This window comes from Bradyrhizobium sp. BRP19, assembly GCF_020194195.1.
GTDB classification, from domain to species: Bacteria; Pseudomonadota; Alphaproteobacteria; order Rhizobiales; family Xanthobacteraceae; genus Bradyrhizobium; species Bradyrhizobium yuanmingense.
On the sequence record NZ_JADYVZ010000003.1, the window covers coordinates 704016 to 729083 of the forward strand.

The window sequence follows — 25068 nt, forward strand, 5'->3', positions numbered from 1 at the left end:
GCCAAGCGCCGTCCCACCACCATACTTACCTCGATGCACCTGCATATGGTAGGCATGCAATGTTTTGCCCACCCTGCACGAGCGGTGACCGTGACGACTACTTGGTCAGCAGGGCATAGGCGCCGGTCCAGCCCTCCGGCGGCGGATCGATCTGGAAATCCTTGATCCGCGCCTCGTAAAGCCTGAACAGCTTCTCCAGCGTGTCGGCGTCCTCGCTCTTGCGGCCGCGCTCGATGGCATCCAGGGCGCCCTGCCAGTCGCGGCTGCGGTAGCAGCCGAGCATCTCGATGGTGATGTTGCGCAGGCGCTGGAACGCGGCCGAATGCATCACGTCCTCGCGGCCGGCGATGGCGTAGATCACTTCCGGCTCGGTCTTGCCCTTGACCATGATGAAGTCGAGCTCGAGGATCGCGAATTTCTCCTTGGCAGCGAGTGCCGTGCGCGAGCCCACGATGATCGGAAATCCGTATGCCTTCGACTGGCCCTCGAGGCGCGAGGCCAGGTTCACGCTGTCGCCGAGCACCGAATAGTTCTTCTTCAGGTCGGACCCCATGTTGCCGACCACGCCGATGCCGGTGTTGAGACCGATGCCGACATTGAGCGGGATATAGACGTGGCCGCCGTCGGCGGCCTCCTGCTCGCGCTCCTTGTTGACCTCGTCGATCTGCTCGAGCATCTGGATCGCGGCTTCGCAGGCGTTGATCTCGTGCTCGGCGTCGTCGAGCGGCGCGTTCCAGAACGCCATGATGGCGTCGCCCATGTACTTGTCGATATAGCCCTTGCGGTCGATGATGACGTCGGTCAGCGGCGTCAGGAAGCGGTTCATCAGCTCGATCAGCCCCTGCGGATCGTGCTTGTAGCTCTCGGAGATCGTGGTGAAGCCGCGCACGTCGGAGAACATGATCGTCATCTCGCGTTCCTCGCCGCCGAGCACGAGCTTTTCCGGCGACTGCGCCAGCTGCTCGACCAGCACAGGCGACATGTATTGCGCGAATTGCCCGCGGATCTGCACGCGCTGACGCTGCTCGCGCACGAAGCTCGCAAAGATCAGCGTCAGGTAGACTGCGGTCGTCGACAGCAGCGGATAGGTGAAGTCGATGAGATAGCGGTGCTGCGTGTAGGAGAACCAGGACACGCCGATCAGGATGGCCGCGAAGGCCGCGCCCACCAGCACGAGGCGGACGGGGCCGAGATTCGGCGTGAAGATGATGACGAGCAGGCCGATGATCAGCGCCGCGATCAGCTCGACGCCCAGGGCATAGTTCGGCTGCGAGATCACCGCGCGGCTCAGCACGCCCTCCAGCACCTGGGCATGGATCTCGACACCCGGCATGGCCCGGGACACCGGCGTGGTCTTGATGTCGTTCAAGCCGCCCGCGGAAGTGCCGACCAGCACCAGCTTGCCGTCAAACCTCGTGGGCGGCACCGCATTGTCGAGCACGTCGACCGCGGAGACGTAGATCGAAGGATCCCGGCGGGCATAGTGCACCCAGAGCTGACCGTTCTTGTCGGTCGGAACCTCCAAACCCTTGAGGCGGATCGACTTGATGCCCGTCTTATCGGTACGGACCAGCAGGGTCGGCGTGCCCGTGACGACGCGCAGGATCTCGAGGCTGAGTGAGGGCATGATGTTGCCCTGGGCGCGCATGATCATCGGCACGCGGCGGATCAATCCGTCACGCTCGGTCCGGATCGAGAACAGGCCGCGGCCGGCCGCGGCCCTCTCGATGACCGGCACGTTGCGGAGCAAGCCGGGGAATTCGAACAGGAAACGCTCGGCCCCGTCCTCCCCCACCGTTGCAACCCCCGTGAACGGCAGCGACTTGTCGAGCTCGGACAAGACCTCCGGAAGCCCGGTCTCGCCCAGCACGACGTGCGAGCGCTTGATCGCGTCGGCGAGGATCTGATCGTTGCTCGGCAGCTCACGCAGCTTGGCGCGGGTCGCGTCGTCGAGATAGCGCATCTGGCTCGCGACCTGCTCCGGGTTGAGCCGGTCGGCTTCGGAGAAGACCATGTCGAAGCCGATCGCCACCGCGCCGTTCTTGGTGAGGTTCTGGACCATGTCGGCGATGCGCGTGCGCGGCCACGGCCACTGTCCGAGTCTGGTGAGGCTCTTGTCGTCGATATCGACGATGACGACCGGCCGCGCCGCCTTCTCGCGCGGATCGATCAATTGAAACATGTCGAAGGTACGCAGCCGCAATTCCTGGATCGGCGGCGGATCCCACAGGCGCGCGCCCGCGAACAAGACCAGCAGCGCAAGGCAGATCAGTCGCGCAAGGCCGAACTTCTGCGCAAACCACCGCCGCAGGATTTTGAAACGCTTCATGCCAGTCAGACTTCCTGACCCAGATCATGCCGGGCGCACCGATCATGAAGCGTCGGCGTGCGATTGGCTATTCCCCGAGTGCTGAGGATTATGGATTTTTTGCCGCGGTCGAGGTGCAAACCGGAAGCGCCGCCTGCTTCCACTAGCCGACGTGAGTGCCGAAGATGAAATCGCTGGACTGGAGATTCGCGACGGCGACACCCTTGAGCAGGATCGTCTCGTGGCTATCCAGCGTAAGCAACGTGCCGCCATCCTGCGCGGCGGTCGGGGCAAGGTCGTTCAAGGAGCTGATGCCGCTGAACTGCCGCAGGTCGAGCTTGTCGAGGCCGTACTCGAAATCATTCACGGTGTGCTGAACCGAATCCTGCGACGAGGCCGGTGCGAATACGAACTGATCCTTGGCACTGCCGCCGATCAGCGTATCACTCGACTCGGTCGCGAAAATGACGTCCTTACCGGCGGTACCTTGCAGGGTCATGCCCTGGCTCTCGGCTCCTTCGACGAAGATGAAGTTCACGGTGTCCGAGCGGCCCGCCGAATCGGCAACGGTCAGCGTGATCTGATCGGTGGCTGGCAGTCCCGCCTCGGGATCAGCGCCGGTCGGCTCGTAGACGATGCCCGCGCCTTGCGCGAGGGCGGTGTTGATCTGCTCGAGCGTGCCGGTCGTCGGATAAACACTTGCGAGGCTGACGTCCGGATTCGCGGTCGACAGCGTGACCGTGAAAGTGTCCGTCGCAGCGCCGGGATCGGCGTCCATGACGACGAGGTCGGTAATGATCTCGTTGCTGTTCTCGGTGATGTGCTCGACCTGGAAGCTCTCGGTGTTGATGACCGGGCCCGCACCGTCGTCCGCACCGGTCACGTTCACCTTGAGCGTTGCCGTGTCGGTCGCACCATGGATATCCGTGGTCTGGACCGTGAACGTATCGACATACGATCCGTCCGCCAACGCATTGATCGCAGCATCATTCGGAACGTAGCTGTAGCTGCCGTTGGAATTGACCGTCAGCGAGCCGTAGAGTCCCGCGACCGTCGTGGCCGCCTGGTGATCTGAATTGAGGACGGCATAGGTCAGCGTCGCCGTCTCACCGCTATCGGCGTCGGTTCCGGCCAGTTGCCCGGTGAGGTTGGAGAAGGTGTCGTCGTCAGCGGTGTCCGTGAGCGGGCCGATGTGGAGATCGGACAGCGTCGGTGCGTCGTTCGTGCCGGTGATGTTGATGGTCACGACCGCGCTAGTTCCAAAGCCCTGAGCATCCGACGGAACGATGGTGTATTGCAGCGATAGCGTCTGACCGGCGGCGAGGAAGTCGAAGGCCTGGCCGGCCGAGTTGAATTGCCAGGTAAACTGGGCGTGGGTCGCCGTGCCGTTGAGAATGTCGCCGGACGGCACGGTCAGATAGTTCAGGAGATCGGCATGCGACAGCCCGCCGACGCTGCCCGTTTGCAACACGTTGTCGAGCTTAACCTGCACCGCATCGACCGATACCGTGACGTGATCGGTCGCGTCGACGTCGGAGACCGCCAGCACGCCATGCGAGAGCTGGCCGCCATTGGTCTCCGTCAGATCGGCAAATGCGCCGCCCGGCCCGGAGGTCCCGCTGGCCCAATCCGCATCACCTTCAATGGCGAGGCTCTTGGTTGGGTTGACCGTGTTGGAGGCCGTGCTCCCGCTGCCGTCGCCAAGCGTATAATAGGCGGCCAGATTGGCCTCGTTGCCGGTGAGCGCGGTGAAGTCGTACGACTGGATTTGCGCCTGCGTGAGTGCGGTGGTCCAGACGCTGACATCGGCAATCGAGCCGGTGAAGCCTTGCGTACCGAAGCCCGGAGCGTACCTGCCGCTCGCCGCTCCGATCATCATGTAGGACGGCTCCTGAGCGCCAGCGATCGCGTTGACGCCGCCACTGTGGGAATAGACGGCGTTGCCATCGACATAAAGCGTGAAGATGCCGTCGTCACGCGTCAAGGCGAGGTTATGCCATTGCCCCGCAGTAAGCGCGAAGCCGGTATCCTGGATCTCGACGCCGCCCTCGAGAATCGCGATCTCCAGCTTGCCGCTGATGACAGTGCCCATGAGGCCGAAACCGGTGGTCGAGGTATTGCCATTGTAGAACAAGACCTGGCTGGCGGAGGCAGCGTCTCCGTTCCAGTTCACCCAGCCGTCCAGCGTCACGTCGTCGGTGGCGACCGTCGGTACGTCGCCGACCGCGATGGTCGCACCGTCGAAGTTCATGTAGTCCGACGTCACATAGGAGACGGTCGGCGCATCGTTGGTGCCGGTGATGGTGACAGTGACGTCTTGCGTGACAGTCGCGTTGTGATTGTCCTTGAAGGTGACGGTGTAGACCTGAGTTATGGTCTGCCCTTCCGCCAGCGACTGCAGCACGGGATCGTTGTTGTCGAGCGTGAAGTGCCAGTCGAGCGTCGCGCCGGTGCTGGTGTCGGCGTTGGATTCGGACACCGCGCCGATGGAGAAGGTGCCGATATTCGTGCTGTCGTCCTCGAATCCCGGCAGAGCCGAACTGACGGACGATGACTTGAACTGCACCTGCGCCGTATGGGTGTCGATCAGGTCAACGTCCTGGATCGCCAGCGTACCGCTGGTCGTCAGCGAGGCGCCGTCATCCTCGGTAACCGCACCCGTTGCCGCCTCGGGATCGCTCGTGATCGTCGGCGCGTCGTTGGCGCCGTTGATCGTGACAGTGACGTCCTGGGAGACCTGCGCACCGTGATCGTCAGTAAAGGTGACGGTGTAGATCTGGGTGATGGTCTGGCCATGCGCCAGCGATTGCAGCACCGCATTGTCGTTGTCGAGGCTGAAGTGCCAGCCCAGCGTCGCGCTGTTGTCGGTATCGGTGTTGAACTCCGCGACCTCGCAATCGATCGTGAAGGTGCCGAGCGGCGCATTACCATCGAAGCCCGGCAGATGCGCGTTCGACGTCGCCGACTTGAATGCGGCCTGCGCGGTGTGGGTGTCGATCAGATCGAGATCCTGAATCGCGAGCGTGCCCTCGATCGACAGCGTCGCGCAGGCATCCTCGGTGACGCTGCCCTTTGCAGCGTCTGCATCACTCGTGATGGTCGGCGTGTCATTGGTGCCGGTGATGGTGACCGTGACGTCCCGGGTGACGGTGCCACCGTGATGGTCGTCGACGGTCACGGTGTAGACTTGGGTGATGGTCTGGCCTTCGGCCAGCGACTGCAGCACCGGATCGTTGTCGTTGAGCGTGAAGGTCCAACCCACTGATCCGCGCGTGCTGACACCCGGACTCTCGCTCACCGCGGTCAGCGCGAAGGTCCCGATATGCGAGGTGCCGCTGCCGAAGCCGGGCAGATGCGCGTTCGACGTCGTCGACTTCAGGACGTAACTGGCAGTGTGCGTATCCGTGAGATCGGGGTCGTTGAAGGCGACGGTGCCGTTCGCCGTCAGGGTTGCCGCCGTATCCTCTGTCACTTCTCCGGTGGGCGTCGTCGAGTCCTCGACGATCGTCGGCACGTCGTTGGTGCCCTCGACATTGACGTCCGCACCGTCGATGGACACGGTGATCGGCGTGCTGACGACGCCGCCGTGCCCGTCATCGACCTGCACCACGTAGTTGAGGATCAGCTTCTCGTCCTCGGCCAGGAAGTCGAAGAGATGGTCGGGAACGCTGTAGGTCCAGGTGGCCGTGCCGTTGTTGCTGTTTCCGGCACCCTGAACCACGGTCAGCGGCACTTTGACGGCAGCGATCGCCGCGAGTTGCTCCGGCGTCAGGGACGCAGTGATATCGTTGCCTTCGGCATCGAGATATTTGAACGGCTCGACGGACGAGAGCGCCGCGCTCACGATCGGCCGGTCCGTCAGATCGACGTCGGTGAAGGTGACCGTGCCCGTGATGATGTCCAGCGCCTCGTTGCCGGTCCCGACCTGTTCGACGACGGTGCCGCCTGACGTCGCAACGGTAGGCTTGTCGTTCGTTCCCGTGATCGTGATGGTGATCGGGATGAACCTGGACTCGGGGTTCACCGTGAAATTGGTGTCGACGCGGACCATGTAGGTCAGCGTCAGGGTTTCGCCGGCCGCGAGGAAGTCGAAAACGTGGTCGGGGATCGTGTAGGTCCAGACCGCCGAGCCGTTGTTGTTGTTGGCGGGGTCGGGGACGACGCTGATCTGGATCTGCGTCGCCGCGATGCCCTGCTTCTGGAGCTCCGAGAGGGAGCCGGTGACGTCGTTCTGGCCCGCAGTTTTGTAGACGTAGTTCGGCGCCTCGGCGAGGCTGATGCTCACCGTCGGCCGGTCGCCGAGGTTCTGATCGACGAACCTGATCACGCCGGAAATCGTGTCGGCGCGCGTGTCGCCGGTCGTGTCCGCACGCTCCGTCAACGCGAACGCCGTCTTCACGTTGCCGCTCGCGTCGAAGCTCTGCGCGATCGGCTGGCCGGGAATGCGTACGATGAGCGGCGTGGAGGTGGTGGGCGTCTCCGATCCCTGCGGATTGAGATTGACGAATGTTGCGGTGGCGCTAGGGCCGGACGACGATTTGAGCAACACCTCATAGCCGAACGGCGTGATCGTATCGGTGTAGTTCGTGGTCAGCTTGGTGTTGGTGTTGTTGTCGGTGAACTTCAGCGTGAACACGTCCGTGATCAGCTTCTGCACCTCCGGCGACATCAGTGCATTGGTGATCGAGACGTTGCCGCCGCTGATCTGGATCATCTGGCCGGCCTGGTTGACCGTCGCGATCGGCAGCAGCGTGACCTTGTCGAACAGGATGTAGGAGCCGGTCGTGCCGTTCGGCTCGACCAGCACCTGGAAGCTCGCCTGCGGCTGCGGATCGCCGCCGCCGGCGGGAACGACGAAGTTGATCTGGGTCAGCACCGCCGTGCCGCGGATGCCCATGGTGGCGACCGGCGTGTCGACCTTCATGTCGCCGCGCTTGGCGGTTTCGCCGGCGACGAAGGTGATGGTGCCCGCGACGAGGCTGAGCAGCGAGGAATTGTTCGACCCGTTGGGGTCGTAGACCATCTCGTTCAGCACCATCCGCGCGTTGGAGGACAGGCCGAACACGGTGCCGTCAATGAAGGTGATGCCGAGCGTCGAGTCGGCCCCGGTCGAGACCACGTCGCCCTTCTCGACGTTGTCGCCATTGTTCAGGATGACCGAGACGCCGTTGCGGATCGCGGTCGCGCTTCCCACGAGCTTGGTGACGTGACCGATGACCTGGCCCGCACCGGCACCGGGCGCGGCCTGGGCAACCTGGACATGGCCGGTGAGGGCGTTGACGACGTCGCCGCTGAGGTGGGCGCCGTCGGGCGAAGCGAGCGCGGCGCGCTTGTCGCCCCTGAAATAATCGTGAACGACGAACTCATGACCGTCGTGGGACAGCACAAGGTCGAGCCCGGCACGCTTGAACTCGCCGTTGAAGATCAGATTGGGGTCGGGAACGACGAACGCGCCGTCGGGCACGTGACCGTTCGCCTTTGCGGTAAAAGAATCGATATTTGCCCCGACGGGCGAGCGGGAACCCTGGCCGTCCAAAGAAATCGCGCCGTCAAATTGGCCAGCGTAATTCAACCGGGCACCGTATAAAGGGTTAAAATTTAAGTAAGTATCGACCGCCTAAGCTTGCATAGCATTAGCAAGTCCTTAGCGATACCATCTATTGCTTGTGTGATTTCGCATCACTTGGCCCCGGGAGGCCCCACGGCGTGCCGCCGCGACAGAGGAGTGAAAGTAATTCCTCAAATATTCGTATGTCGAATTCAGCCTGTTTCCACGCATTTCCAGTCATCCAAAGTAACCTGCTGTATAGTTACGAAGCAGATACTTTCATCATCTTTCCTTCGCGAGCTCCCGCAGCATCCTGCGGCAAATACGGAGTTAAATCTGTGACCTATCTAACAGAACCCCATGAAATGGGGGTTGTTAGCCATAGGATCCGGATTCGGCACTGCCACAACCTGTGTCTGCAATTGGCTCCATTTCGCGGCAACGCGACACCTCCTAGCCGGCGAATCGTAAAATTTTACGCAATTTCGGTAGGCCCATTTCAGCCTGTCACCCGGTTTTGGAACCCCTGCCGGGCGCGTTAAGCAGAACAAAACGGCCCGTCTCGCACTATCTCCGCGAAAGCAACAAAGCCCGGCACGTCGAGATCGAGGGGGATCTCGTGAAGCCTGGGAAGGGATGTCAGATGGAGACCGCTGCTCGCTCGCGCGCCTGGCGCGCAATCCTTGTCATGTGCGGCTTGATCCTGCTCGGATCGGCCGCCGAGCTTCGCGCCGGCACGCTGCTGTCGCCCGGCGCCGGCGTCCTCGTGCGCAAATCCGCCGAACCGTTCGGCGTGTTCGCCTTCGCCATCTCGTCCGGTAGCCTGCAGCAGAGATGGTCCGTGCTGAAGGACAAGCTCGACGACGACATGGTGCAGCTCGCGCTGTGCGACGGCGACCGGGACAATTGCGCTTCACCGGCAGCGCTCGAGCTGCTCGCCATAGTCGACCACGCCCGCGCCCGCGACGGTCGCGCGCGGCTCGGCGAGGTCAACCGCGCCATCAATCTCGCCATCCATGCCGCCAATGATGGCACCGACGACGTCTGGAGCTCGCCGCTTTCGACCTTCGCGCGCGGGACCGGCGATTGCGAGGACTATGCCATCGCCAAGCTGGCCGCGTTGCGGCTGGCGGGAATTGCCTCTGAGGACCTCCGCATCGTTGTGGTGCGAGACGTCAGGGCCGGCGAGGCGCACGCAATTGCCGCGGCAAAGCTCGACGGGCAATGGCTGATGCTGGACAATCGCCGCATGGCGATGGTCAAGGATGACGCGACGCGGAGCTATCAGCCACTGTTCGTGCTCCACCAGTCGGCAGTGCTGAAATATGTCGACGAGCCGGTGCAGGTCTCGATGGCGGCCGCCGAGGCACGTTGATTTGTTCGTAGCTGGATAGAGCGCAGCAAAATCCGAGACTCTTACCACTCGCACCGGCCCCGGATTAAGCTTGCGCTCCATCCGGGCTACAGACCTTCCACTGCTCGTCCCCACAAACCCATTTCACCGCGCAAGACCAGACGCTAGCATGGCGCCTTCCGTGCGGGGGCGACTTGGAATGCGATTCATCGTGCTGTCTGTGCTTGCGCTGCTGGGATTGCCGGCGGTGCCCGCGTCCGCGCAATCCGACCGCGCGATCGCCGACAGGCTGCCGCTGTTTGCCAGGAACAACTGCCAGCCGATTCGCGATCCCGGCAACCAATTGTTCTGCGGTGATGCCGCGCTTGCCGCCGCCGCCGAGAAGCTGAGCATCGCGATCGAGGAGCGGCTCGCCCGCCTGCCGGATCGCCTGCCCGCTATCGAGGAGAATGCGATCTGGGTCCGCCAACGCAACCTCAGCTGCGGCATCGTCGGCCAGACCGCGATCCGCCCCGACCAATTCGAGACCGTCAAGGCGTGCCTGCTCAAGGTCACCGAGGAGCGCGCCGCGATCGTTCGCGATCCGGATTTCGACTGCCTTGCGGCCAACACTGCTGCGGGCGCGGTTATCTGCGCAGACCCCTCGCTGACGCTTGCCGACACCGAGCTCAACGGCCAGGTGCTCGGCCTGATCGGCAAATTGGACCCGACTGCGGCACGCTTTGCCTTCGCCGAATATGGACGGTGGACGCGCGAGCGCGACCGCAAATGCAATCTGGTCGGCAAGGAGAACGTGCCGCTGCAGGAGCTGGAATCCGCGGAGGACTGTCTCGCCGACCATTTGAAGCGCAAGACAGATGAAATCCGCGCCGCGAAGGGCGATCCCAAAAAAGTGTTCGGCCGGCAGGTCGCGGCCCGCATTCCCGACGCCGACGCCGTCGATTTCTGCGCCGCGCGGATTCATGCGGCCAATTCCTGCGGCAACTTCCTGCGCATCAACCGCGTCTATGCGCTCGACAGCCAGGTGACCGACCCGGAGGCACAGGTCACGGGCGAAATCGAAATGGCCGTGCTCGCTCCCTTCACCGTGTGCAGCAGGATCGCCTCCATCTGCACCGGCACCTGCTGGGACGCCACGACGGGTCGGCCGCAGCAGGGAGCCGGCAACAAGACGCGCCCAGCAGACGTCTTCAACGTCACGCGCCGGCTGAGGGTCCAGCGAACCTTCGCCTTCGTCAAAGCCGCCGACGGCTGGCGCTGCCGGGAAGACGAGCTCGCCCCGGTGAATTCGGGCACCGCGGGCGGAGGATCGTAGGGGCCCTTCTCCCTCTCCCCGTTCTTACGGGGAGAGGGTCGGGGTGAGGGGCTGCTTCGGCAAAGACGGTGAGAGACGGACTCGCGGAGAGTCCCCCTCACCCGGAATTTGCTTGCGCAAATTCCGGCCTCTCCCCGCGCGCGGGGAGAGGCGAAGAGCATCAGAACATCAGATTGTCCTTCACCAGCACCCAGCGGCCGCCCTTGACCTGCTGCACCTGGGTGATGGTGTTGGCGAGGTGGTCGGTCTTGGAGAACTTGGTGGGGGGCGAGTTGAAGATGTCGAGGAATTTCTCGCCCGACTCGAGCGCATCGAGCATCTTCTGCCCGGTGAGATCCTTGCCGGCCTTGTTGGCATAGAACGCAAAAGTCATCATGGCATTGTAGCCGATGATGGCTTGCGTGTTGGCGTCGGCGTTGAACATCTTCTTGTAGTTGACGAGCCAATCCTTCACCTTGCCCTTGGCGGTGTCCTCATAAGGAATCTCGAAGCCGCTGGCAGCATAGAGACCCTCGACGGCGTCCTTACCCAGCGCAGGAACCTCCATCACGTTCGTGGGGGTGGCCCCGAGGAAGGTGACGTCCCAGCCGAGCTTCTTGGCTTCGGTCATCGCCCCAATGGTCTCGCGCAGCACGGTGCCGAGCACGACGAGGTCGCAGCCATCTGACTTCATCTTGGCGATCTGCGCGCTGAAATCGGAGGCGCCGCGCTTGTAGCTCGTGATCGAGGCCGGCTGCGCCTTCATGGCAGTGAGCTGCTGATTGAAGCCATCGAGCACGTTCTTACCGTACTCGTCGTCCTGATGCATGATGCAGGGCTTCTTGAAGCCCTTCCACTCGATCATGTATTTCACCGCAGCCCGCGTGCTCTCGACATAGGGCAGCAAATTGTTGAACTTCAGACGCTCCTGCGGCTTGGCCGGATCGAACTTGAAGGTGAATTCGGCCGCCGTCAGCGGGAACAGCTGCAGGACACCGGCATCGAACAGGATGTCTTGCGCGGCGAGCACCGTCGGTGATCCCATCGGCCCCACCATCGCGAAGATCTTGTCGCGCTCGATCAGCTTTTGCGACGCCAGCACGGCCTTCTTCGGATCGTAGCCGCTGTCCTCGACGACCAGCCGGATCTTGCGGCCGTGAATTCCGCCGGCCGCATTGATCTCCTCGGCCGCCATCTTCATGCCGTTCGCGACCGGAACGCCCCACCCCTTGATCGGGCCTGACAGGTCCTGGTGAGTGCCGATGACGATCTCGGTTGCCGAGATGCCCTCGTTGGTGACCTTGGTTTGCGCTGCGGCCGGCAGACAGGTGAGCACCACGGCACCCACAGCAAGGCCGAATGCGCTGAACGATTTCGACATTGACGTCTCCTCTCCTAAAGGCCCGTATTGCACGAAGGGCGGGGCCACAGCTCCTTCGCTTTCTCGAAATGGACCGACTCGTCACGCCACCGCACGCTCGCGATACATCGCCTCGATCTCGGCGGCGTAGCGCTTGTTCACGAAGCCGCGCTTCAGCTTCATGGTCGGCGTCAGCTCCTCGTCCTCGGGCGTGAGCTGGCGCTCGATCAGGTAGAACCTCTTGATGGTCTCGACGCGGGCAAAATTGCCGTTGACATGCTCGATCTCGCGCCCGATCAGGTCCTGGATCTCCCTCGCCCGGCACAGGCTGGCATAATTGGTGAAGGGGATGTCGTGATCCTGGGCGAACTTCTCAACATTCTCCTGGTCGATCATCACGAGGCAGGTGAGATAGGGCCGCTTGTCGCCGATCACGACCGCGTCGGAGATGTAGGGCGAGAACTTGAGCTGGTTCTCGATCTCGGACGGCGTGATGTTCTTGCCGCCCGAGGTGATGATGATGTCCTTCATCCGGTCGGTGATGCGCACGAAGCCCTCATTGTCGATGGTGCCGACGTCACCGGTGTGCAGCCAGCCGCGGGAATCGATCGTCTCTGCGGTCTTCTCCGGCTGGTTCAAATAGCCCATGAACAGGAAGTCGCCCTTGATCAGGATCTCGCCGGCGGGCGACAGCGCGACCTCGCCCCAGGGCACCGCGGTGCCGACCGAGCCGAGCTTGATCTTGTCCGCGGGCATCATGGTTGCGACCCCGCAATTCTCGGTCTGACCGTAGACCTCGTGCATGTCGATGCCGAGCGCCAGATACCAGCGGATCAGCTCCGGTGCGATCGGGGCTGCGCCGGTGAACGCGATGCGGCAGCGGTCGAGTCCGATCATGCGGCGGATGTTGCGGAACGCGACCAGGTAGGCGATGCGGTTGGCGATGCGCAGCGATAGCGGCGGCGCCCTGCCCTCGAGCCGGCAATCGACCATGCGGTAGCCGATGCCGATGGCGCGGCGATAGACCCATTGCTGCAGCGGCGTTGCATCCTTCAGCGCGATGGTGATGGCGGAATAGAACTTCTCCCAGACGCGCGGCACGGCCAGAAAGGCGGTCGGCTGCACCTCGCGCAGATTGTCAGGCAAGGTTTCCGGGCTCTCGGCAAAATTCATCACCGAGCCGAGCGCGACCGAGATGTAATAGCCGCCGATACGCTCTGCGACGTGGCAGAGCGGCAGGAAGACCAGCCGGTTCTCGTCCTCTCGCGCAGGTATGAAGTCGTTGGCGTGTCGCATCTGGTGGGTGACGCTGCGATTGGCGTGCATCGCGCCTTTCGGCGGGCCGGTCGTGCCGGACGTATAGACGAGGACCGCGAGATCGCCGGCGCTGCGGCTGTCGATCATCTCCTGCCACAGCGCTTCGCGGCCGACCATGTGGTTGCGGCCGAGCGCGCGAAACTCGTCCAGCGACATCACCATGTCGTCGGAGAAACCGCTGAGGCCCTCCATGTCGAACACGATGATCTTCTGCAAGCTGGGGCATCGCGCGCGGCAGGTGAGAATCTTGTCGAGCTGCTCCTCGTCCTCGGCGAAGATCACCTTCGTGGCGGAGTCGTTGACGAGATACTCGACCTGGGACGAAGAATCGGTCGGATAGATTCCGCTGGAGACGCCGCCGGCGCACAATATGCCCATGTCGGCATAAACCCATTCGGGCACGGCATTGGCGATGATGGAGGCGACCTCGCCGGGCATGAAGCCGACGGCGCGGAGCGCGTAGGCGATCTCTTTGGAGATCTCCAGCCATTCTAGCCAGCTCGTCGGCTGCCAGATGCCGAACTTCTTCTCGCGGATCGCCGGCCTGTCGCCCCGCGTCTCGGCGGCGCGCAAGAAGCTCTTCGCGATCGTATCAGCGACCGTCAGCACCGCCGGTCGGGCCATGCACCTCTCCTCCTTGTCGCCTTCCCTCCGCTGCCTGCCTTGCCAGCCGGTCTTTGCTCAACGTTGGGCAAGCTCATCTTACTGCCAGCTCGTCCTCACCGCCACGTCTTCTTCTTTTTCCAGCGCCGCTCGCCGCGCGCGCCGGCTTCCTTGGCGCCAAGGTAGAATTCCTGGATGTCCTGGGAATGCATCAAGCGGTCGCAGGTATCGTTCATCACGATACGGCCGATCTCCAGCACATAGCCGTAATGGGCGGTTTCCAGCGCCACCTTGGCGTTCTGCTCGACCAGCAGGATCGACATGCCCTGCTCCTCGTTGACCCGGCGGATGATGGTGAATATCTCCTTCACCAGCAGTGGCGACAGGCCGAGCGAGGGCTCGTCGAGCAAGAGCAGCGTCGGCCGGTTCATCAGCGCGCGCCCGATCGCGAGCATCTGCTGCTCGCCGCCGGAGAGCTGGCCCGCCGGCTGGTTGATGCGCTCCTTCAGGCGCGGGAAATAGCCGTAGACGCGCTCCATGTCCTCCGCGACGCCGTCCCGGTCCTTGCGCGGATAGGCACCCATCATCAGGTTCTCGCGCACCGAGAGGAACGGGAACACCTCGCGCCCCTCGGGCACGTGGCTGAGGCCGAGCCGCACGATGCGGTCGGCCTCCATGCGCTGGATCGGCTTGCCCATGAACTCGATCGCGCCCTTCTGCGGATCGAGGATGCCGGAGATGGTCTTCAGCACCGTGGTCTTGCCGGCCCCGTTGGCCCCGAGCAGCGTGACGATGCGCCCGCGCGGCACCTCCAGCGAGATGCCGCGGATCGCCATGATCGGCCCGTAATAGCTCTCGATGTTGGAGAGCTTGAGGATGATATCCTGGGGCGCAGCGGCATCCATCGGTCAGGCTCCCAGATACGCGGCGACGACGTCGGGGTGCTGCTGCACTTCAGCGGGCGAGCCCATCGCCAGCACCCTTCCGTAGTTCAGTGCGATGACGCGATCGGAGACCCGGTTGACCAGCGACATGTCGTGCTCGACCATCAGCACGGTGATACCGAGCTCGGTCCTCATGTCCCGAATCCAGAACGACATGTCGCCGGTCTCCTCCACGTTGAGACCCGAGGACGGCTCGTCCAGCAGGATCAGCTTCGGCTCCGAGCAGAGCGCGCGCGCCAGCTCGATCACCTTGCGCACGCCGTAAGGCAGGCCCGAGATCAGCTTGTCGCGATAGGGTTCGAGGTCGAGGAATTCGATGACCTGCTCGACCCGGCGGCGGTGAACCTTTTCGTTGGCCCGCACGCTCGGCAGGAATAAGAGCTCCTGCCACAGCTGCGTGGTCGAATGGCGGTGGCGGCCGACCAGAAGGTTCGACAGCACGGTCGCGTTCTCGAACAGCTCGATGTTCTGGAAGGTACGGGCGATGCCGAGCTTGGCGATGTCGTAGGGCGGCTGCTCGGTGATGTCCTGGTCCTCGAAGAAGATACGGCCCGAGGTCGGCCGGTAGATCCGCGAGATCAGGTTGAAGATCGAGCTCTTGCCGGCTCCGTTCGGCCCGATGATCGAGAGGATCTCGCCCTTCTCCACCGCGAACGAGACCGCATCGACCGCCTTGAGGCCGCCGAAATGCAGCGACAGGTTCTCGGCGCGGAAATAGCTCATCGATTGCGCTCCGACTTCACGTAGATCTTCTGCCGCTTGAAGGTGGCGCGCTTGTAGAGAGGGAACAGCTGGAAGAAGAGCTTGATCTTGAGCCAGCGGCCGTAGAGCCCGAGCGGCTCGAACAGCACGAACAGCACGATGATGATGCCGTAGATCGCGCCCTTCAGGCCGTTGAGCGAGGCGAAGGCCGCGACCTTCGCCTCGATATTGCCCGCAGTCGCCGCGCCGGCGCCGAATGTCGCGGCAATGCCGGCGATGATGCCGGGCATGTCGTCCTTGAGATAGGTGAGGAACGGGTCGATCATCACGATGAAGATCGCGCCGAGCACGGCGCCGTGCAGGCTGAAGGTGCCGCCGATCAGGATCACGATGATGAACTCGATCGAGAGCTGAAGCGTGAACATCTCCGGCGAGATGAAGGAGAGCTTGTGCGCGAACAGGACGCCGGCAAAGCCGGTGATCGCGGCCGAGATCGCGAACGACTTCACCTTGTAGAGCGCGACATTGACGCCCATGCTGCGCGCCGCCGTCTCGGAATCGCGGATCGCGACGAAGGCGCGGCCCGTCGGCGAACGTAGTAGATTGAGCGTGCCGACGATGGTCAGCACCAGCACGGCAAGGCAGAGGTAATAGAAGGTCGGGCTGTCGCGCGGCACGGCGACGCCGAGCAGCGACAGCGTCTTGACCCGCATGCCCTCGTTACCGTGGGTAACGCTTTCCCATCGCGCCAGGATCTCCTCCACGATCAGGGCAAACGAGATGGTGGCGATGACGAGATAGATGCCGGTGAGGCGCAGCGCCGGAAAGCCGACCATCGCGCCGATGATGCCGGTCAACAGCCCGGCGGCGAGGAAGTAGACGGGGAACGGCACGTTGTATTTCTGCAAGTACGCCGCCGTGTAGGCGCCGATGGCGAGGAACGCCGCGTGCCCAAGCGAGGCCTGGCCGGTGAAGCCGGTCAGAATCAGCAGCGCCACGCCGACGATCGCATAGATGCAGACGAAGACGAGCTGGCTCATCAGATAGCTGGAGAGCACGTGAGGCGCGATCAGCAGCAGCGCGAGCAGAACGCCGTAGGTGACGACGTAGCCGGAATGCGGGAACAGCTTGATGTCGTCCTCGTAGTCGGTCTTGAACAGGAAGCGCATGGCGTTCAGACCTTCTTGCGGACGTGGAGGCCGAACAGGCCCTCGGGCTTCAGCAGCAGCACGGTGAGCAGCACGATGTAAGGCGCGGCGTCCTTCCAGCCCTCGGGCAGGTAAAAGCCGGCCATGCTCTCGATCACGCCGATCAGGACGCCGCCGACCACCGCGCCCGGGATCGAGCCGAAACCGCCGAGCACGGCGGCGGGAAACGCCTTCAAGCCGAGCACGAGGCCGACATTGGAGTGGATGAAGGTGATCGGCGCCAGCAGCACGCCGGCGCAGGTCGCGACCGCCGCGCTGATCGCCCAGACCACCGCCACCACGCGCTTGACCGGAATGCCCATGTAATAGGCCGCCAGCATGTTCTCGGAGCTGGCGCGCATGGCGGTGCCGAGCGTGGTCTTGTTGAAGAACAGCCAGAGCAGGGTGCACAGGATCATCGTCGCTGCGATCACCGAGAGCTTGTCGTAGGCGAGCACCAGCGAGCCCATGCGCAGCACGCCCTGGCTGAACGGCGTTTCGATCTTCAGGTCGTCGGTGCCCCAGATCATCCCCGCGACCGAACGCAGAAAATAGCCGAGACCGATCGTGACCATGATGATGGAGAACTGGGGATAGCCGAGGATCGGCCGCACGACCACGCGCTCGGCCAGCATGCCGAACAGCGCCATGGCGGCGACCGCACCGGCGAAGCCGATCCAGTAGTTCAGGCCCATCATGCCGATGAAGGTGAAGGCGAAGAAACCGCCCAGCATCATCAGATCGCCCTGGGCAAAATTGACGACTTCGGTGGCCTTGTAGACGAGCACGAAGCCGAGCGCGATCAGGCCGTAGACGCAGCCGAGCGCAACACCGCTGACCAGCTGCTGAACGAAATCCAGCATTGACGCGCGTCCTCCCCGATGCAACCGGCGTTCTTCGAGGCCGCCTTGCCGCATCTTGTGTCCAGTCGCTACGCAGTCGTTTCGCCGCGTTAGCGCCATTTGTCCGGAATCAATTCAGCCTGAACGCCCGCGCGCTGTCAACAAACGGTGACTTGTCGGGATGCCTTGCCTTTAGTCCAATCCGGTTGGCGGAATTTGCGGCAGTGCGATTCACGGTGCCGAAACATCTTCGGGTCATGGTCGCGGGCGATGCAAACCGGATGGTGTGGCCGTCATGAAGCCGGACAACTCGGCCCTGGAAGTCCGAGGGTTAACGAAGCGTTTTGACCGTCTGGCGGTCGACAGCCTCGATCTCACCATTCACGCCGGCGAATTCTACGCGCTGGTCGGCCCCAATGGCGCCGGCAAGACCACCACTTTACGCATGGTTGCGGGCCTGCTCAGGCCCGATGCCGGCGCCGTCTCGATCTTCGGCATCGATGCGCTCCAAGACCCCGTCGCCGCCAAGCAGGTGATGGCCTGGGTCTCCGACGAGCCCATGATCTATGACAAGCTCACCCCGCTCGAATATCTCGAATTCGTCGCCGGCCTCTGGGGCATCGCGCCGTCGATCTCGCAACCGGCCGCCGAGGAACTGCTCGATTCGCTCGGCCTCGAGGCGCACCGCCACGAGCGCTGCGAGGGCTTTTCCAAGGGCATGCGCCAGAAGGTCGCTCTCGCAGGGGCGCTGGTGCACGATCCCCGCCTCATCATTCTCGACGAACCCTTGACGGGGCTCGATGCGGTTTCCGCCCGCCATGTGAAGGGCCTGCTCAGCGCGCGTGTCCGCGCCGGCTGCACCGTCATCATGACCACGCATATCCTCGAAGTCGCCGAGCGCATGGCCGACCGCATCGGCGTGATCGCCTCCGGCCGCCTGGTCGCGGAAGGCACGCTCACCGAGCTGCGCCACCAGAACGGCCATGCCGACACCAGCCTGGAAGACCTCTTCATCGCGCTGGTGACGCTTCAGGAAGCGGCATGAGCTCGGCCACCGCGCTGTCCTGGTTTGCCCGGCACGAGCTGCGGCTCGCCTGGCGCGAATGGCTCGCCATGATGACGGGCGGGCGGCGCAAACGGGCGCGCGCCGCAATCATCGGCCTCATGTGCTTCGCCGCGCTGCTCCACCTGCCGGCCTGGGCGGTGATCGGCCGTTTCGCCGACCTGCAGTTGCCGCTCGACAAATCCTCTCTGATCGTGATTTCGGCGACGATCTTTCTCGCCTGGACCTTGATGCTGTCGCAGGCGATCGAATCCGTGACGCGGGTATTCTACGCCCGCGCCGATCTCGACCTGATCATGTCCTCGCCGGCGCGGCTGGCCAATCTGTTCTCGGTCCGCATCGCCGCGATCGCGCTGACCGTCACCGTGCTGGCGCTGCTGTTCTCGACGCCCTTCATCGACGTTCTGGTGATCGGCGGCGGCGCGCGCTGGCTGGCGGCCTTCGGCGTCGTCATTGCGATGGGCCTGTCCGCGGCGGCGATCGCGATCGCCGTCACCATTCTCCTGTTCCGGTTGATCGGCCCGGCGCGGACGCGCCTGATCGCACAGATCCTCGCCGCCATCATCGGTGCGGGTTTCGTGATCGCGCTTCAGGTCGCCGCGATCATGTCCTACGGCACGCTGTCGCGCTTCACCATCCTGACCTCGGGCAGCGTTGCCGCCTACGCCCCCGACGTCGACAGCATCTGGTGGTGGCCGGCGCGGGCAGCGATGGGCGACAGCGAGGCGCTAGCGCTGCTTCTCGCGCTCGCTCTGGTCATGCTCGGCGGCGTGATGGCGATCTTCTCGCACCGCTTTGCCGACACCGCGATCGATGCGGCGGCCTACGCCACGTCCGGCCGCGTCCGTGCCAAGGAGCGCCCGTTCCGCGGCGGATCGCGCCAGCAGGCGCTGCGTCGCAAGGAATTCATGCTGCTGTGGCGCGATCCATGGCTGATCTCGCAGACCTTGATGCAGCTGCTCTATCTGGTGCCGCCGGCGCTGCTGCTCTGGCGTAATTTCGCCGACAGCTCCGCGGCGCTGACACTGATCACACCCGTCATCGTGATGGCGGCCGGACAGCTCGCCGGCGGACTCGCCTGGCTGACGATCTCGGGCGAGGACGCGCCCGACCTGGTCGCGACCGCGCCCTTGATGCCGTCCGGCATCATCCGTGCCAAGATCGAGGTGGTGCTGATCGCGATTGCCGCAATCTTCGCTCCGCTGCTCGCGGCGCTAGCCTTTGCCTCGCCATCCCAGGCCGCAATCAGCGCGGGTGCGATCATCATCAGCGCGGCCTCGGCGACCGCGATCCAGCTCTGGTTCCGGGTGCAGGCAAGGCGCAGCCAATTCCGGCGCCGTCAGACGTCTTCGAGGCTTGCAACCTTCGCCGAGGCCTTTTCCTCGATCGGCTGGGCCGCCACCGCCGCACTGCTGCTCGCCCTTCCCGTGGCCGGCCTCATCAGCGGCCTGATTACCGCAGGCCTCGTCGCGGTCACCTGGAAGTTCAGCCCGAAGCGCGAGCAATAGGTGCGACACTGACGCGCTGTTGATCGCACCCCATTGGCGATGCTCCGCATTGCACGCTAGACTTCGCTGTGAAGTCATCGGGGACGGATCCATGCGACGACTGGTTTTGGCGGCTATCGCGCTGTTCGGCGCATTCCTGACCCCTGCCCTGGCCCAGCAACCACTGCGCAGCGAATGCCTGGCGATGGCCAACGCGGCGCCGCGGATCATGCCGGTCGTCTTCAGGCAGGCTGCAGCTGCGCCCGAGGTCGAGATCACCTATGCCGGCCATTCCACCTATTTCATCGACACGCCCGCCGGCTTGCGCATCGCCACCGATTATAGCGGCGCCTACCAGGTCGGGCGACTGCCCGATGTCGTCACCATGAACCGGGCGCACAGCACCCATTACACTCTCTTTCCGGACAAGCGCATTCCCCACGTGCTGCATGGCTGGAGCGAGGACGGCAAGCCGGCGATCGTGTCGCAGCGCATCAGCGACACCTTCATCCGCAACGTCACCACCGACATCCGCCGCTATTACGGCGACGATGCCGGCAGCGACATGATCCGCGACGGCAATTCCATCTTCATCTTCGAGGCAGCCGGCCTCTGCATCGGCCATCTCGGCCACCTCCATCACAAGCTCGACGACAGCCATTTCGCCCAGATCGGACGGCTCGACATCGTGATGGTGCCGATCGACGGCACCTATACCATGACGCTCGACGGCATCTCCGAGATCACCAAGCGGCTGCGCGCCTCGGTGGTACTGCCGATGCACCGCTTCGCCACTCCGCTCGACGACTTCATGCGCCGGATCGGCCAGCAATTCGAGATCGACCGGCGCGTCGAGCGCTCGTTCCGGATGTCACGGGATACGCTGCCGACGAAGCCGACGGTGATCATCCTCGACGGGGTCTAACTCAGAACCGGAACGCATCACCCGTCAACGACTTGGTTGCTCCAAGACCCACCTCAGTCGGAGCAATCATGAGCAGACGGTTCCTGGTCATCGGCTCGTTTGCGGCCATCTATCTCCTGTGGGGTTCCACCTATTTCGCCATCACGCTGGGCTTGCAATCGATACCGCCGTTTCTGCTGATGGCAGTTCGATCGTTATGCGGCGGCATGATCTTGCTCGCCTTCAGCGGCAGGCATGTCGCGAATACCCCGGGCCGGACATGGTTGCAGGCAGGCCTTTGCGGGCTGCTTTTCTTCGTCGGCTGCCACGGCGTTCTCGCCTTCGCACAACAATCGGTTCCGTCCGGCGTGGCCGCCATCGTGCTCGCCACGATTCCGTTCTGGATCCTTCTGGCGGACACGCTTTTTCCGGGCGATCAGCACCCGCGGCCGATCGCGCTGCTCGCGCTCATCCCCGGCTTCGTGGGCGTCGGGCTCGTGGCATGGCAAAACGCCCAGCAGGCCGGCATCAGCATGCTTCCGATCGTCTGGCTGCTCGCGGCGGCGCTGTCGTGGTCGATCGGCACCGTGCTGTCGCGCAGCATGTCGCATCAAGCATCCGCGATCGCGCTGTCTGGCATGCAACTGTCGATCGGGGGCGCCGTGTTGTTCGCGATCAGCTGGCTGACGGGCGAGCTGGAGAGTTTTAGACCTAGCGAGGTCTCAATGACGTCCGTTGCAGCAGCTCTTTGGCTGATCGTCTCCGGCAGCGTCATCGGCTTCGCCGCCTACAATTGGCTGCTCGAGAATGTCTCGACCTCCCTGGTCTCGACCTACACATTCGTCAATCCGGTCATCGCGGTGCTGCTCGGCACCCTCGTGCTCGGAGAGCCGTTCTCTCGCATGATGCTCGTGGGCGCGAGTCTCGTCATTGTCGCCGTTGTCGCCATCTGGCGTGCTGAGAGCTCGAGCAATCGGTCGACGCAGGCGGAGGCCGATCGTCCCATGAGACATCTGTCGCTGCGCAAGACCTGACGACGGCCGGCAATTTTCTCCAAGTCGCCCGCGGCTCATCCGTGCTGAATCCTCCGCAGCAGGAGAGCAACATGAACGACTTTGCGAGACTTCTTCACGCCAGCGCACCGCATCCCGAGCACGCGGCCGCGCTTCAGCTCTACGGCCGTTTCGTCGGCGACTGGGACGCTGAGATCACCGCCTTTGGACCGGACGGCAGAAGCCACACCGCGCCGGGCGAAATCCATTTCGGCTGGGTGCTGGAAGGCCGTGCGGTGCAGGACGTCTGGATCATTCCCCGGCCAGCGGGCAGCGCAGCCTTTCCGATCGCCGGCAATTGGTACGGCACCACGCTGCGCGTCTACGATCCGGCCATGGATGCGTGGCGGATTTCCTGGTTCGATCCGGGCCGCCGCGTGTTCCGGCAGCAGATCGGCCGTCCCCGCGGCGAGGACATCGTGCAGGAAGGCACGACCGAATCCGGCGAGCTGACGCGCTGGAGCTTTACTGAGATTACCGGGGACTCCTTCCGTTGGCGTGGGGAGGTCAAGCCGGCCACGGCAGTGGACTGGCGGCTGATGGTCGAAGTAAGAGCAAGACGGCGGACGGGCTGACGAGCATACCGCATTGCTCGTGATGATGGGTGCGGTTGCGCAAGGCGCGCTGCTGCATGCGGAAATGAGGTGCTAGGCTCCCGACACAAAACATCAGGGAGCGAAGGCCGATGGCAGCAAGCGGTGTGCCCGCCAACACGAGCGGGCTGTTCGTCGATCCGCGTGAGGACTGGCTCGCGCTGCATCGGGAGGAGACCATCGATCCCTTGCGGCCGATCGTCGATCCCCATCACCATCTGTGGAATCGCGGGCACCGCTATCTGATCGAGGAGATGGCCGCCGACGTCGCCTCCGGTCACAACGTCATCGCCACCGTCTATGTCGACTGCCGTTCGATGTACCGCGCGCATGGACCCGAGGCGTTCCGGCCCGTGGGCGAGGTCGAGTTCGCCAACGGCGTCGCCGCCATGAGTGCAAGCGGTGGCTACGGCAAGGCCGCGATCTGCGCCGGCATCGTGAGCCATGCCAATCTGCTGCTCGGCGACGCTGCAAAGCGCGTGCTGGAAGCCGAGATCGCCGCAGGCAACGGCCGCTTTCGCGGCATCAGGCATTCCTCGGCCTGGGATGAAGATCCTGTCGTCGCCGGCATGTATGCGAACAGGCCGAAGGGATTGTTGCAGGACCCGGCCTTCCGCAAAGGCTTTGCCTGCCTCGCGCCCCTCAAGCTCAGCTTCGATGCCTGGCTGTTCCATCCGCAGATCGGCGAGCTCACGGCGCTGGCGCGCGCCTTCCCCGACACCAGGATTGTGCTCGACCATTGCGGCGGCCCCGTCGGAACCGGCCGCTTCGCGGGCCGGCGCGAGGAGGTGTTTGCGCAATGGCGCGCCTCGATCCGGGAGATCGCGACATGCGAAAATGTGGTGGTGAAGCTCGGTGGTCTCGCGATGTGCCTGCTTGGCTACGACTTCCATTTGCGCGAGAGGCCGCCGACATCCGAGGACCTTGCCGCGGCCTGGCGGCCCTATGTCGAGACCTGCATCGAGGCGTTCGGCCCGAAGCGCGCGATGTTCGAAAGCAATTTCCCCCCGGACAAGGGCCAGTGCAGCTACCAGGTGATCTTCAACGCCTTCAAGCGTATCACCTCAAAGCTGAGCGAGGCCGACAAGACGGCGTTGTTCTCGCAGACCGCGATCGACGTCTACCGGCTCGAGCTGCCGTCATGATGAAAAGAGGGGTCGGGACCTTGATCCCGACCCCTCTTCGTCGTGGCCGCTGGGAAGCGTCCTTGAAACCCTGGTGTCCGCTTAGCCGGCGCCCATCAGCGAGGCCGGACGGCGCTCGCCGGTGGAGGCGAACATCTTCTTCAGCTTGTTGACGACGCGGATCAGGAAACCGATCATCACCGGATTGGTCTTGCGGCAGAAGGCGATCTTCTTGACGTGGCCTTCGACATGCCATTTGGCATGCGCGCCGTCGCGGAAGAAAATGACGTCGCCGGGGCCGTAGCGCTTGGGCGGCATGCCGTCGCTCTCGAGCACGATCGACCCTTCCATGATCATGATCGTCTCGTCGATGTCGTAGTACCAGTTGAAGCGGCCTTCGGTGCAGTGCCAGATGATCGTCTGCGCGGTGCCGTCGGCGCTGGTCGACAGGACGCGGGAGCGGGATACCGGATTGCCCTCGATGATCCAGGACGGCTCGATTGGCCGCAGCTCGAGGTCGACATTGCAACTACCGATTTCAATCAATGTGCGCGACATCTGCTTCCCCAGAAGATTTAAATATGAATGGCCGGGTCTCGGCCCGGATTGCTTCGAAAGAAGTTGGGACGCTAGTAGGCTGCTTTTAATTCTTTCTTACATGGCACTCGACAATCAGCCCCGAGTTGCGGGTGCGATACGGTTAACGTCACGATTTCCTCTGCGAATTCGCACATATGAACCTAGCTTGTCCGGGGTGCGACAAAGTGCGCGAAGTCTTGGGAAGGAGCCGCACCGATGCCCCTCACGCCGGAGATGCTGACAGCCAACAGCGAGGTCGTCGCCAGGCTCCGCAGTCTCGACGTCTCCTTCGAACCGGACGAGGAGCCCTGGTTCACCATCGACGGCGTCGAAAGTCCGCGGCACATCGGCAGTGACGGCTCCGGCAGCGCGTTCGTGCTCCTGCCGTCGCAGAATGTGCTCTATGTCTCGTCAGAGGGCCGCGCAGGCATCATCGCGGAAAGTTTCGATGCATTGATCCAGCTTGTCGTTGCCCGTCCCTACTGGCGCGACATCCTCAAATTCTCCGGGGGCGGCGACCTTGCAGAGATGCGCCGCGCGGCGGATGCGCTGGAGGCAAGGCTCCAAGACGAGGATGACGTCAGCGAGGCCCGCGAACAGATCTGCGGCGCGCTCGCGCTGGCGGACGCGGACGATCCGGTTGGCGCGCTCTACGAGGCGGTGGCGGCGTCCGACGCGATCGTGCGGGCCACCGACGGCAGCCCGTTCACGACGCTGTTCAACCGCTTCAGCATCGACAACAGCCCGACCCTGCGCAACGCGGCGGCGTGAGGGGGAAGACTGACGCGAGGACGTTCACCTCTCCCC

Annotated in this window: 18 protein-coding genes; 9 read left to right on the forward strand and 9 right to left on the reverse strand. The window is 63.6% G+C overall.

From position 1 onward, the window contains the following. Window positions 1-97 precede the first annotated feature (97 nt). Together I6F36_RS13630 and I6F36_RS13635 are read right to left on the reverse strand one after the other, a co-directional pair. The gene (locus tag I6F36_RS13630) at window positions 98-2329 is read right to left on the reverse strand and encodes a CHASE2 domain-containing protein (protein ID WP_225171583.1); all 2232 of its coding nucleotides are present in this window, start codon (window positions 2327-2329) and stop codon (window positions 98-100) included. 142 nt (window positions 2330-2471) lie between these two features. Next, window positions 2472-7772, reverse strand: a complete 5301-nt coding sequence (locus I6F36_RS13635) for a VCBS domain-containing protein (protein WP_225171584.1) — start codon at window positions 7770-7772, stop codon at window positions 2472-2474. Between the two features lie 727 nt (window positions 7773-8499). Here I6F36_RS13635 and I6F36_RS13640 point away from each other — a divergent pair. Both I6F36_RS13640 and I6F36_RS13645 read left to right on the forward strand, forming a co-directional pair. Then, entirely contained in the window at window positions 8500-9231 is a 732-nt protein-coding gene (locus I6F36_RS13640) for a transglutaminase-like cysteine peptidase (protein WP_036021290.1), read from the forward strand. Between the two features lie 178 nt (window positions 9232-9409). Further along, complete coding sequence (locus tag I6F36_RS13645; protein ID WP_225171585.1) at window positions 9410-10525, forward strand: lysozyme inhibitor LprI family protein; 1116 nt, start codon at window positions 9410-9412, stop codon at window positions 10523-10525. 160 nt (window positions 10526-10685) lie between these two features. Here the strand turns inward: I6F36_RS13645 and I6F36_RS13650 are convergent, their stop codons facing one another. The 6 genes from I6F36_RS13650 to I6F36_RS13675 all read right to left on the reverse strand — a co-directional run bounded on the left by I6F36_RS13650 (window position 10686) and on the right by I6F36_RS13675 (window position 17480). Next, window positions 10686-11885 carry an ABC transporter substrate-binding protein gene (locus tag I6F36_RS13650; protein WP_035997612.1) on the reverse strand — a complete coding sequence of 400 codons (1200 nt, stop codon included), beginning with the start codon at window positions 11883-11885 and terminating at the stop codon, window positions 10686-10688. Between the two features lie 81 nt (window positions 11886-11966). Then, window positions 11967-13805: a long-chain fatty acid--CoA ligase gene (locus I6F36_RS13655; protein ID WP_225171586.1), complete on the reverse strand. Its 1839-nt coding sequence runs from the start codon at window positions 13803-13805 to the stop codon at window positions 11967-11969. Window positions 13806-13900: 95 nt separating this feature from the next. Beyond that, window positions 13901-14689, reverse strand: a complete 789-nt coding sequence (locus tag I6F36_RS13660; RefSeq protein ID WP_035997607.1) for an ABC transporter ATP-binding protein — start codon at window positions 14687-14689, stop codon at window positions 13901-13903. Window positions 14690-14692: 3 nt separating this feature from the next. Continuing rightward, on the reverse strand, window positions 14693-15451 hold the full coding sequence (locus tag I6F36_RS13665; protein WP_035997604.1) for an ABC transporter ATP-binding protein: 759 nt from the start codon (window positions 15449-15451) through the stop codon (window positions 14693-14695). After that, window positions 15448-16599 (reverse strand): branched-chain amino acid ABC transporter permease, encoded by a 1152-nt coding sequence (locus I6F36_RS13670; protein WP_036021279.1) that lies wholly within the window; start codon window positions 16597-16599, stop codon window positions 15448-15450. Before I6F36_RS13670 ends, I6F36_RS13665 begins: the two co-directional genes overlap by 4 nt. 5 nt (window positions 16600-16604) lie before the next feature. Next, window positions 16605-17480, reverse strand: coding sequence for a branched-chain amino acid ABC transporter permease (locus tag I6F36_RS13675; RefSeq protein WP_036021277.1), 876 nt, complete (start codon window positions 17478-17480; stop codon window positions 16605-16607). Window positions 17481-17754: 274 nt separating this feature from the next. Here I6F36_RS13675 and I6F36_RS13680 point away from each other — a divergent pair, with 274 nt between their 5' ends. From I6F36_RS13680 to I6F36_RS13705, 6 genes are all read left to right on the forward strand, one after another. Then, the gene (locus tag I6F36_RS13680; protein WP_057028575.1) at window positions 17755-18504 is read left to right on the forward strand and encodes an ABC transporter ATP-binding protein; all 750 of its coding nucleotides are present in this window, start codon (window positions 17755-17757) and stop codon (window positions 18502-18504) included. Then, entirely contained in the window at window positions 18501-20030 is a 1530-nt protein-coding gene (locus tag I6F36_RS13685) for a hypothetical protein (RefSeq protein ID WP_036021273.1), read from the forward strand. The genes I6F36_RS13680 and I6F36_RS13685 overlap by 4 nt, the downstream gene beginning before the upstream one ends. Before the next feature lie 91 nt (window positions 20031-20121). Further along, entirely contained in the window at window positions 20122-20934 is an 813-nt protein-coding gene (locus tag I6F36_RS13690) for an MBL fold metallo-hydrolase (RefSeq protein WP_035997591.1), read from the forward strand. A gap of 68 nt (window positions 20935-21002) precedes the next feature. Further along, window positions 21003-21947, forward strand: a complete 945-nt coding sequence (locus I6F36_RS13695) for an EamA family transporter (protein WP_050995832.1) — start codon at window positions 21003-21005, stop codon at window positions 21945-21947. 71 nt (window positions 21948-22018) lie between these two features. After that, window positions 22019-22540, forward strand: a complete 522-nt coding sequence (locus I6F36_RS13700; protein ID WP_036021294.1) for a hypothetical protein — start codon at window positions 22019-22021, stop codon at window positions 22538-22540. Window positions 22541-22650: 110 nt separating this feature from the next. Next, a complete protein-coding gene (locus I6F36_RS13705; protein WP_225171587.1) occupies window positions 22651-23703 on the forward strand; it encodes an amidohydrolase in 1053 nt (350 codons plus the stop codon). An 81-nt stretch (window positions 23704-23784) separates the two neighbouring features. Here I6F36_RS13705 and I6F36_RS13710 read toward each other — a convergent pair whose 3' ends face one another. Beyond that, entirely contained in the window at window positions 23785-24240 is a 456-nt protein-coding gene (locus tag I6F36_RS13710) for a cupin domain-containing protein (RefSeq protein ID WP_036036523.1), read from the reverse strand. A gap of 237 nt (window positions 24241-24477) precedes the next feature. Here I6F36_RS13710 and I6F36_RS13715 point away from each other — a divergent pair, with 237 nt between their 5' ends. Beyond that, complete coding sequence (locus I6F36_RS13715; RefSeq protein ID WP_225171588.1) at window positions 24478-25032, forward strand: hypothetical protein; 555 nt, start codon at window positions 24478-24480, stop codon at window positions 25030-25032. Window positions 25033-25068: the final 36 nt, after the last annotated feature.

What these genes read in the sequence shown, in the direction of transcription:
- I6F36_RS13650 (WP_035997612.1), bottom strand. Translation starts at nt 11,885, where the DNA reads ATGTCGAAATCGTTCAGCGCATTCGGCCTTGCTGTGGGTGCCGTGGTG.
- I6F36_RS13630 (WP_225171583.1), bottom strand. Translation starts at nt 2,329, where the DNA reads ATGAAGCGTTTCAAAATCCTGCGGCGGTGGTTTGCGCAGAAGTTCGGC.
- I6F36_RS13660 (WP_035997607.1), bottom strand. Translation starts at nt 14,689, where the DNA reads ATGGATGCCGCTGCGCCCCAGGATATCATCCTCAAGCTCTCCAACATC.
- I6F36_RS13690 (WP_035997591.1), top strand. Translation starts at nt 20,122, where the DNA reads ATGCGACGACTGGTTTTGGCGGCTATCGCGCTGTTCGGCGCATTCCTG.
- I6F36_RS13670 (WP_036021279.1), bottom strand. Translation starts at nt 16,599, where the DNA reads ATGCGCTTCCTGTTCAAGACCGACTACGAGGACGACATCAAGCTGTTC.
- I6F36_RS13695 (WP_050995832.1), top strand. Translation starts at nt 21,003, where the DNA reads ATGAGCAGACGGTTCCTGGTCATCGGCTCGTTTGCGGCCATCTATCTC.
- I6F36_RS13675 (WP_036021277.1), bottom strand. Translation starts at nt 17,480, where the DNA reads ATGCTGGATTTCGTTCAGCAGCTGGTCAGCGGTGTTGCGCTCGGCTGC.
- I6F36_RS13705 (WP_225171587.1), top strand. Translation starts at nt 22,651, where the DNA reads ATGGCAGCAAGCGGTGTGCCCGCCAACACGAGCGGGCTGTTCGTCGAT.
- I6F36_RS13685 (WP_036021273.1), top strand. Translation starts at nt 18,501, where the DNA reads ATGAGCTCGGCCACCGCGCTGTCCTGGTTTGCCCGGCACGAGCTGCGG.
- I6F36_RS13645 (WP_225171585.1), top strand. Translation starts at nt 9,410, where the DNA reads ATGCGATTCATCGTGCTGTCTGTGCTTGCGCTGCTGGGATTGCCGGCG.
- I6F36_RS13655 (WP_225171586.1), bottom strand. Translation starts at nt 13,805, where the DNA reads ATGGCCCGACCGGCGGTGCTGACGGTCGCTGATACGATCGCGAAGAGC.
- I6F36_RS13640 (WP_036021290.1), top strand. Translation starts at nt 8,500, where the DNA reads ATGGAGACCGCTGCTCGCTCGCGCGCCTGGCGCGCAATCCTTGTCATG.
- I6F36_RS13665 (WP_035997604.1), bottom strand. Translation starts at nt 15,451, where the DNA reads ATGAGCTATTTCCGCGCCGAGAACCTGTCGCTGCATTTCGGCGGCCTC.
- I6F36_RS13710 (WP_036036523.1), bottom strand. Translation starts at nt 24,240, where the DNA reads ATGTCGCGCACATTGATTGAAATCGGTAGTTGCAATGTCGACCTCGAG.
- I6F36_RS13680 (WP_057028575.1), top strand. Translation starts at nt 17,755, where the DNA reads ATGAAGCCGGACAACTCGGCCCTGGAAGTCCGAGGGTTAACGAAGCGT.
- I6F36_RS13700 (WP_036021294.1), top strand. Translation starts at nt 22,019, where the DNA reads ATGAACGACTTTGCGAGACTTCTTCACGCCAGCGCACCGCATCCCGAG.
- I6F36_RS13715 (WP_225171588.1), top strand. Translation starts at nt 24,478, where the DNA reads ATGCCCCTCACGCCGGAGATGCTGACAGCCAACAGCGAGGTCGTCGCC.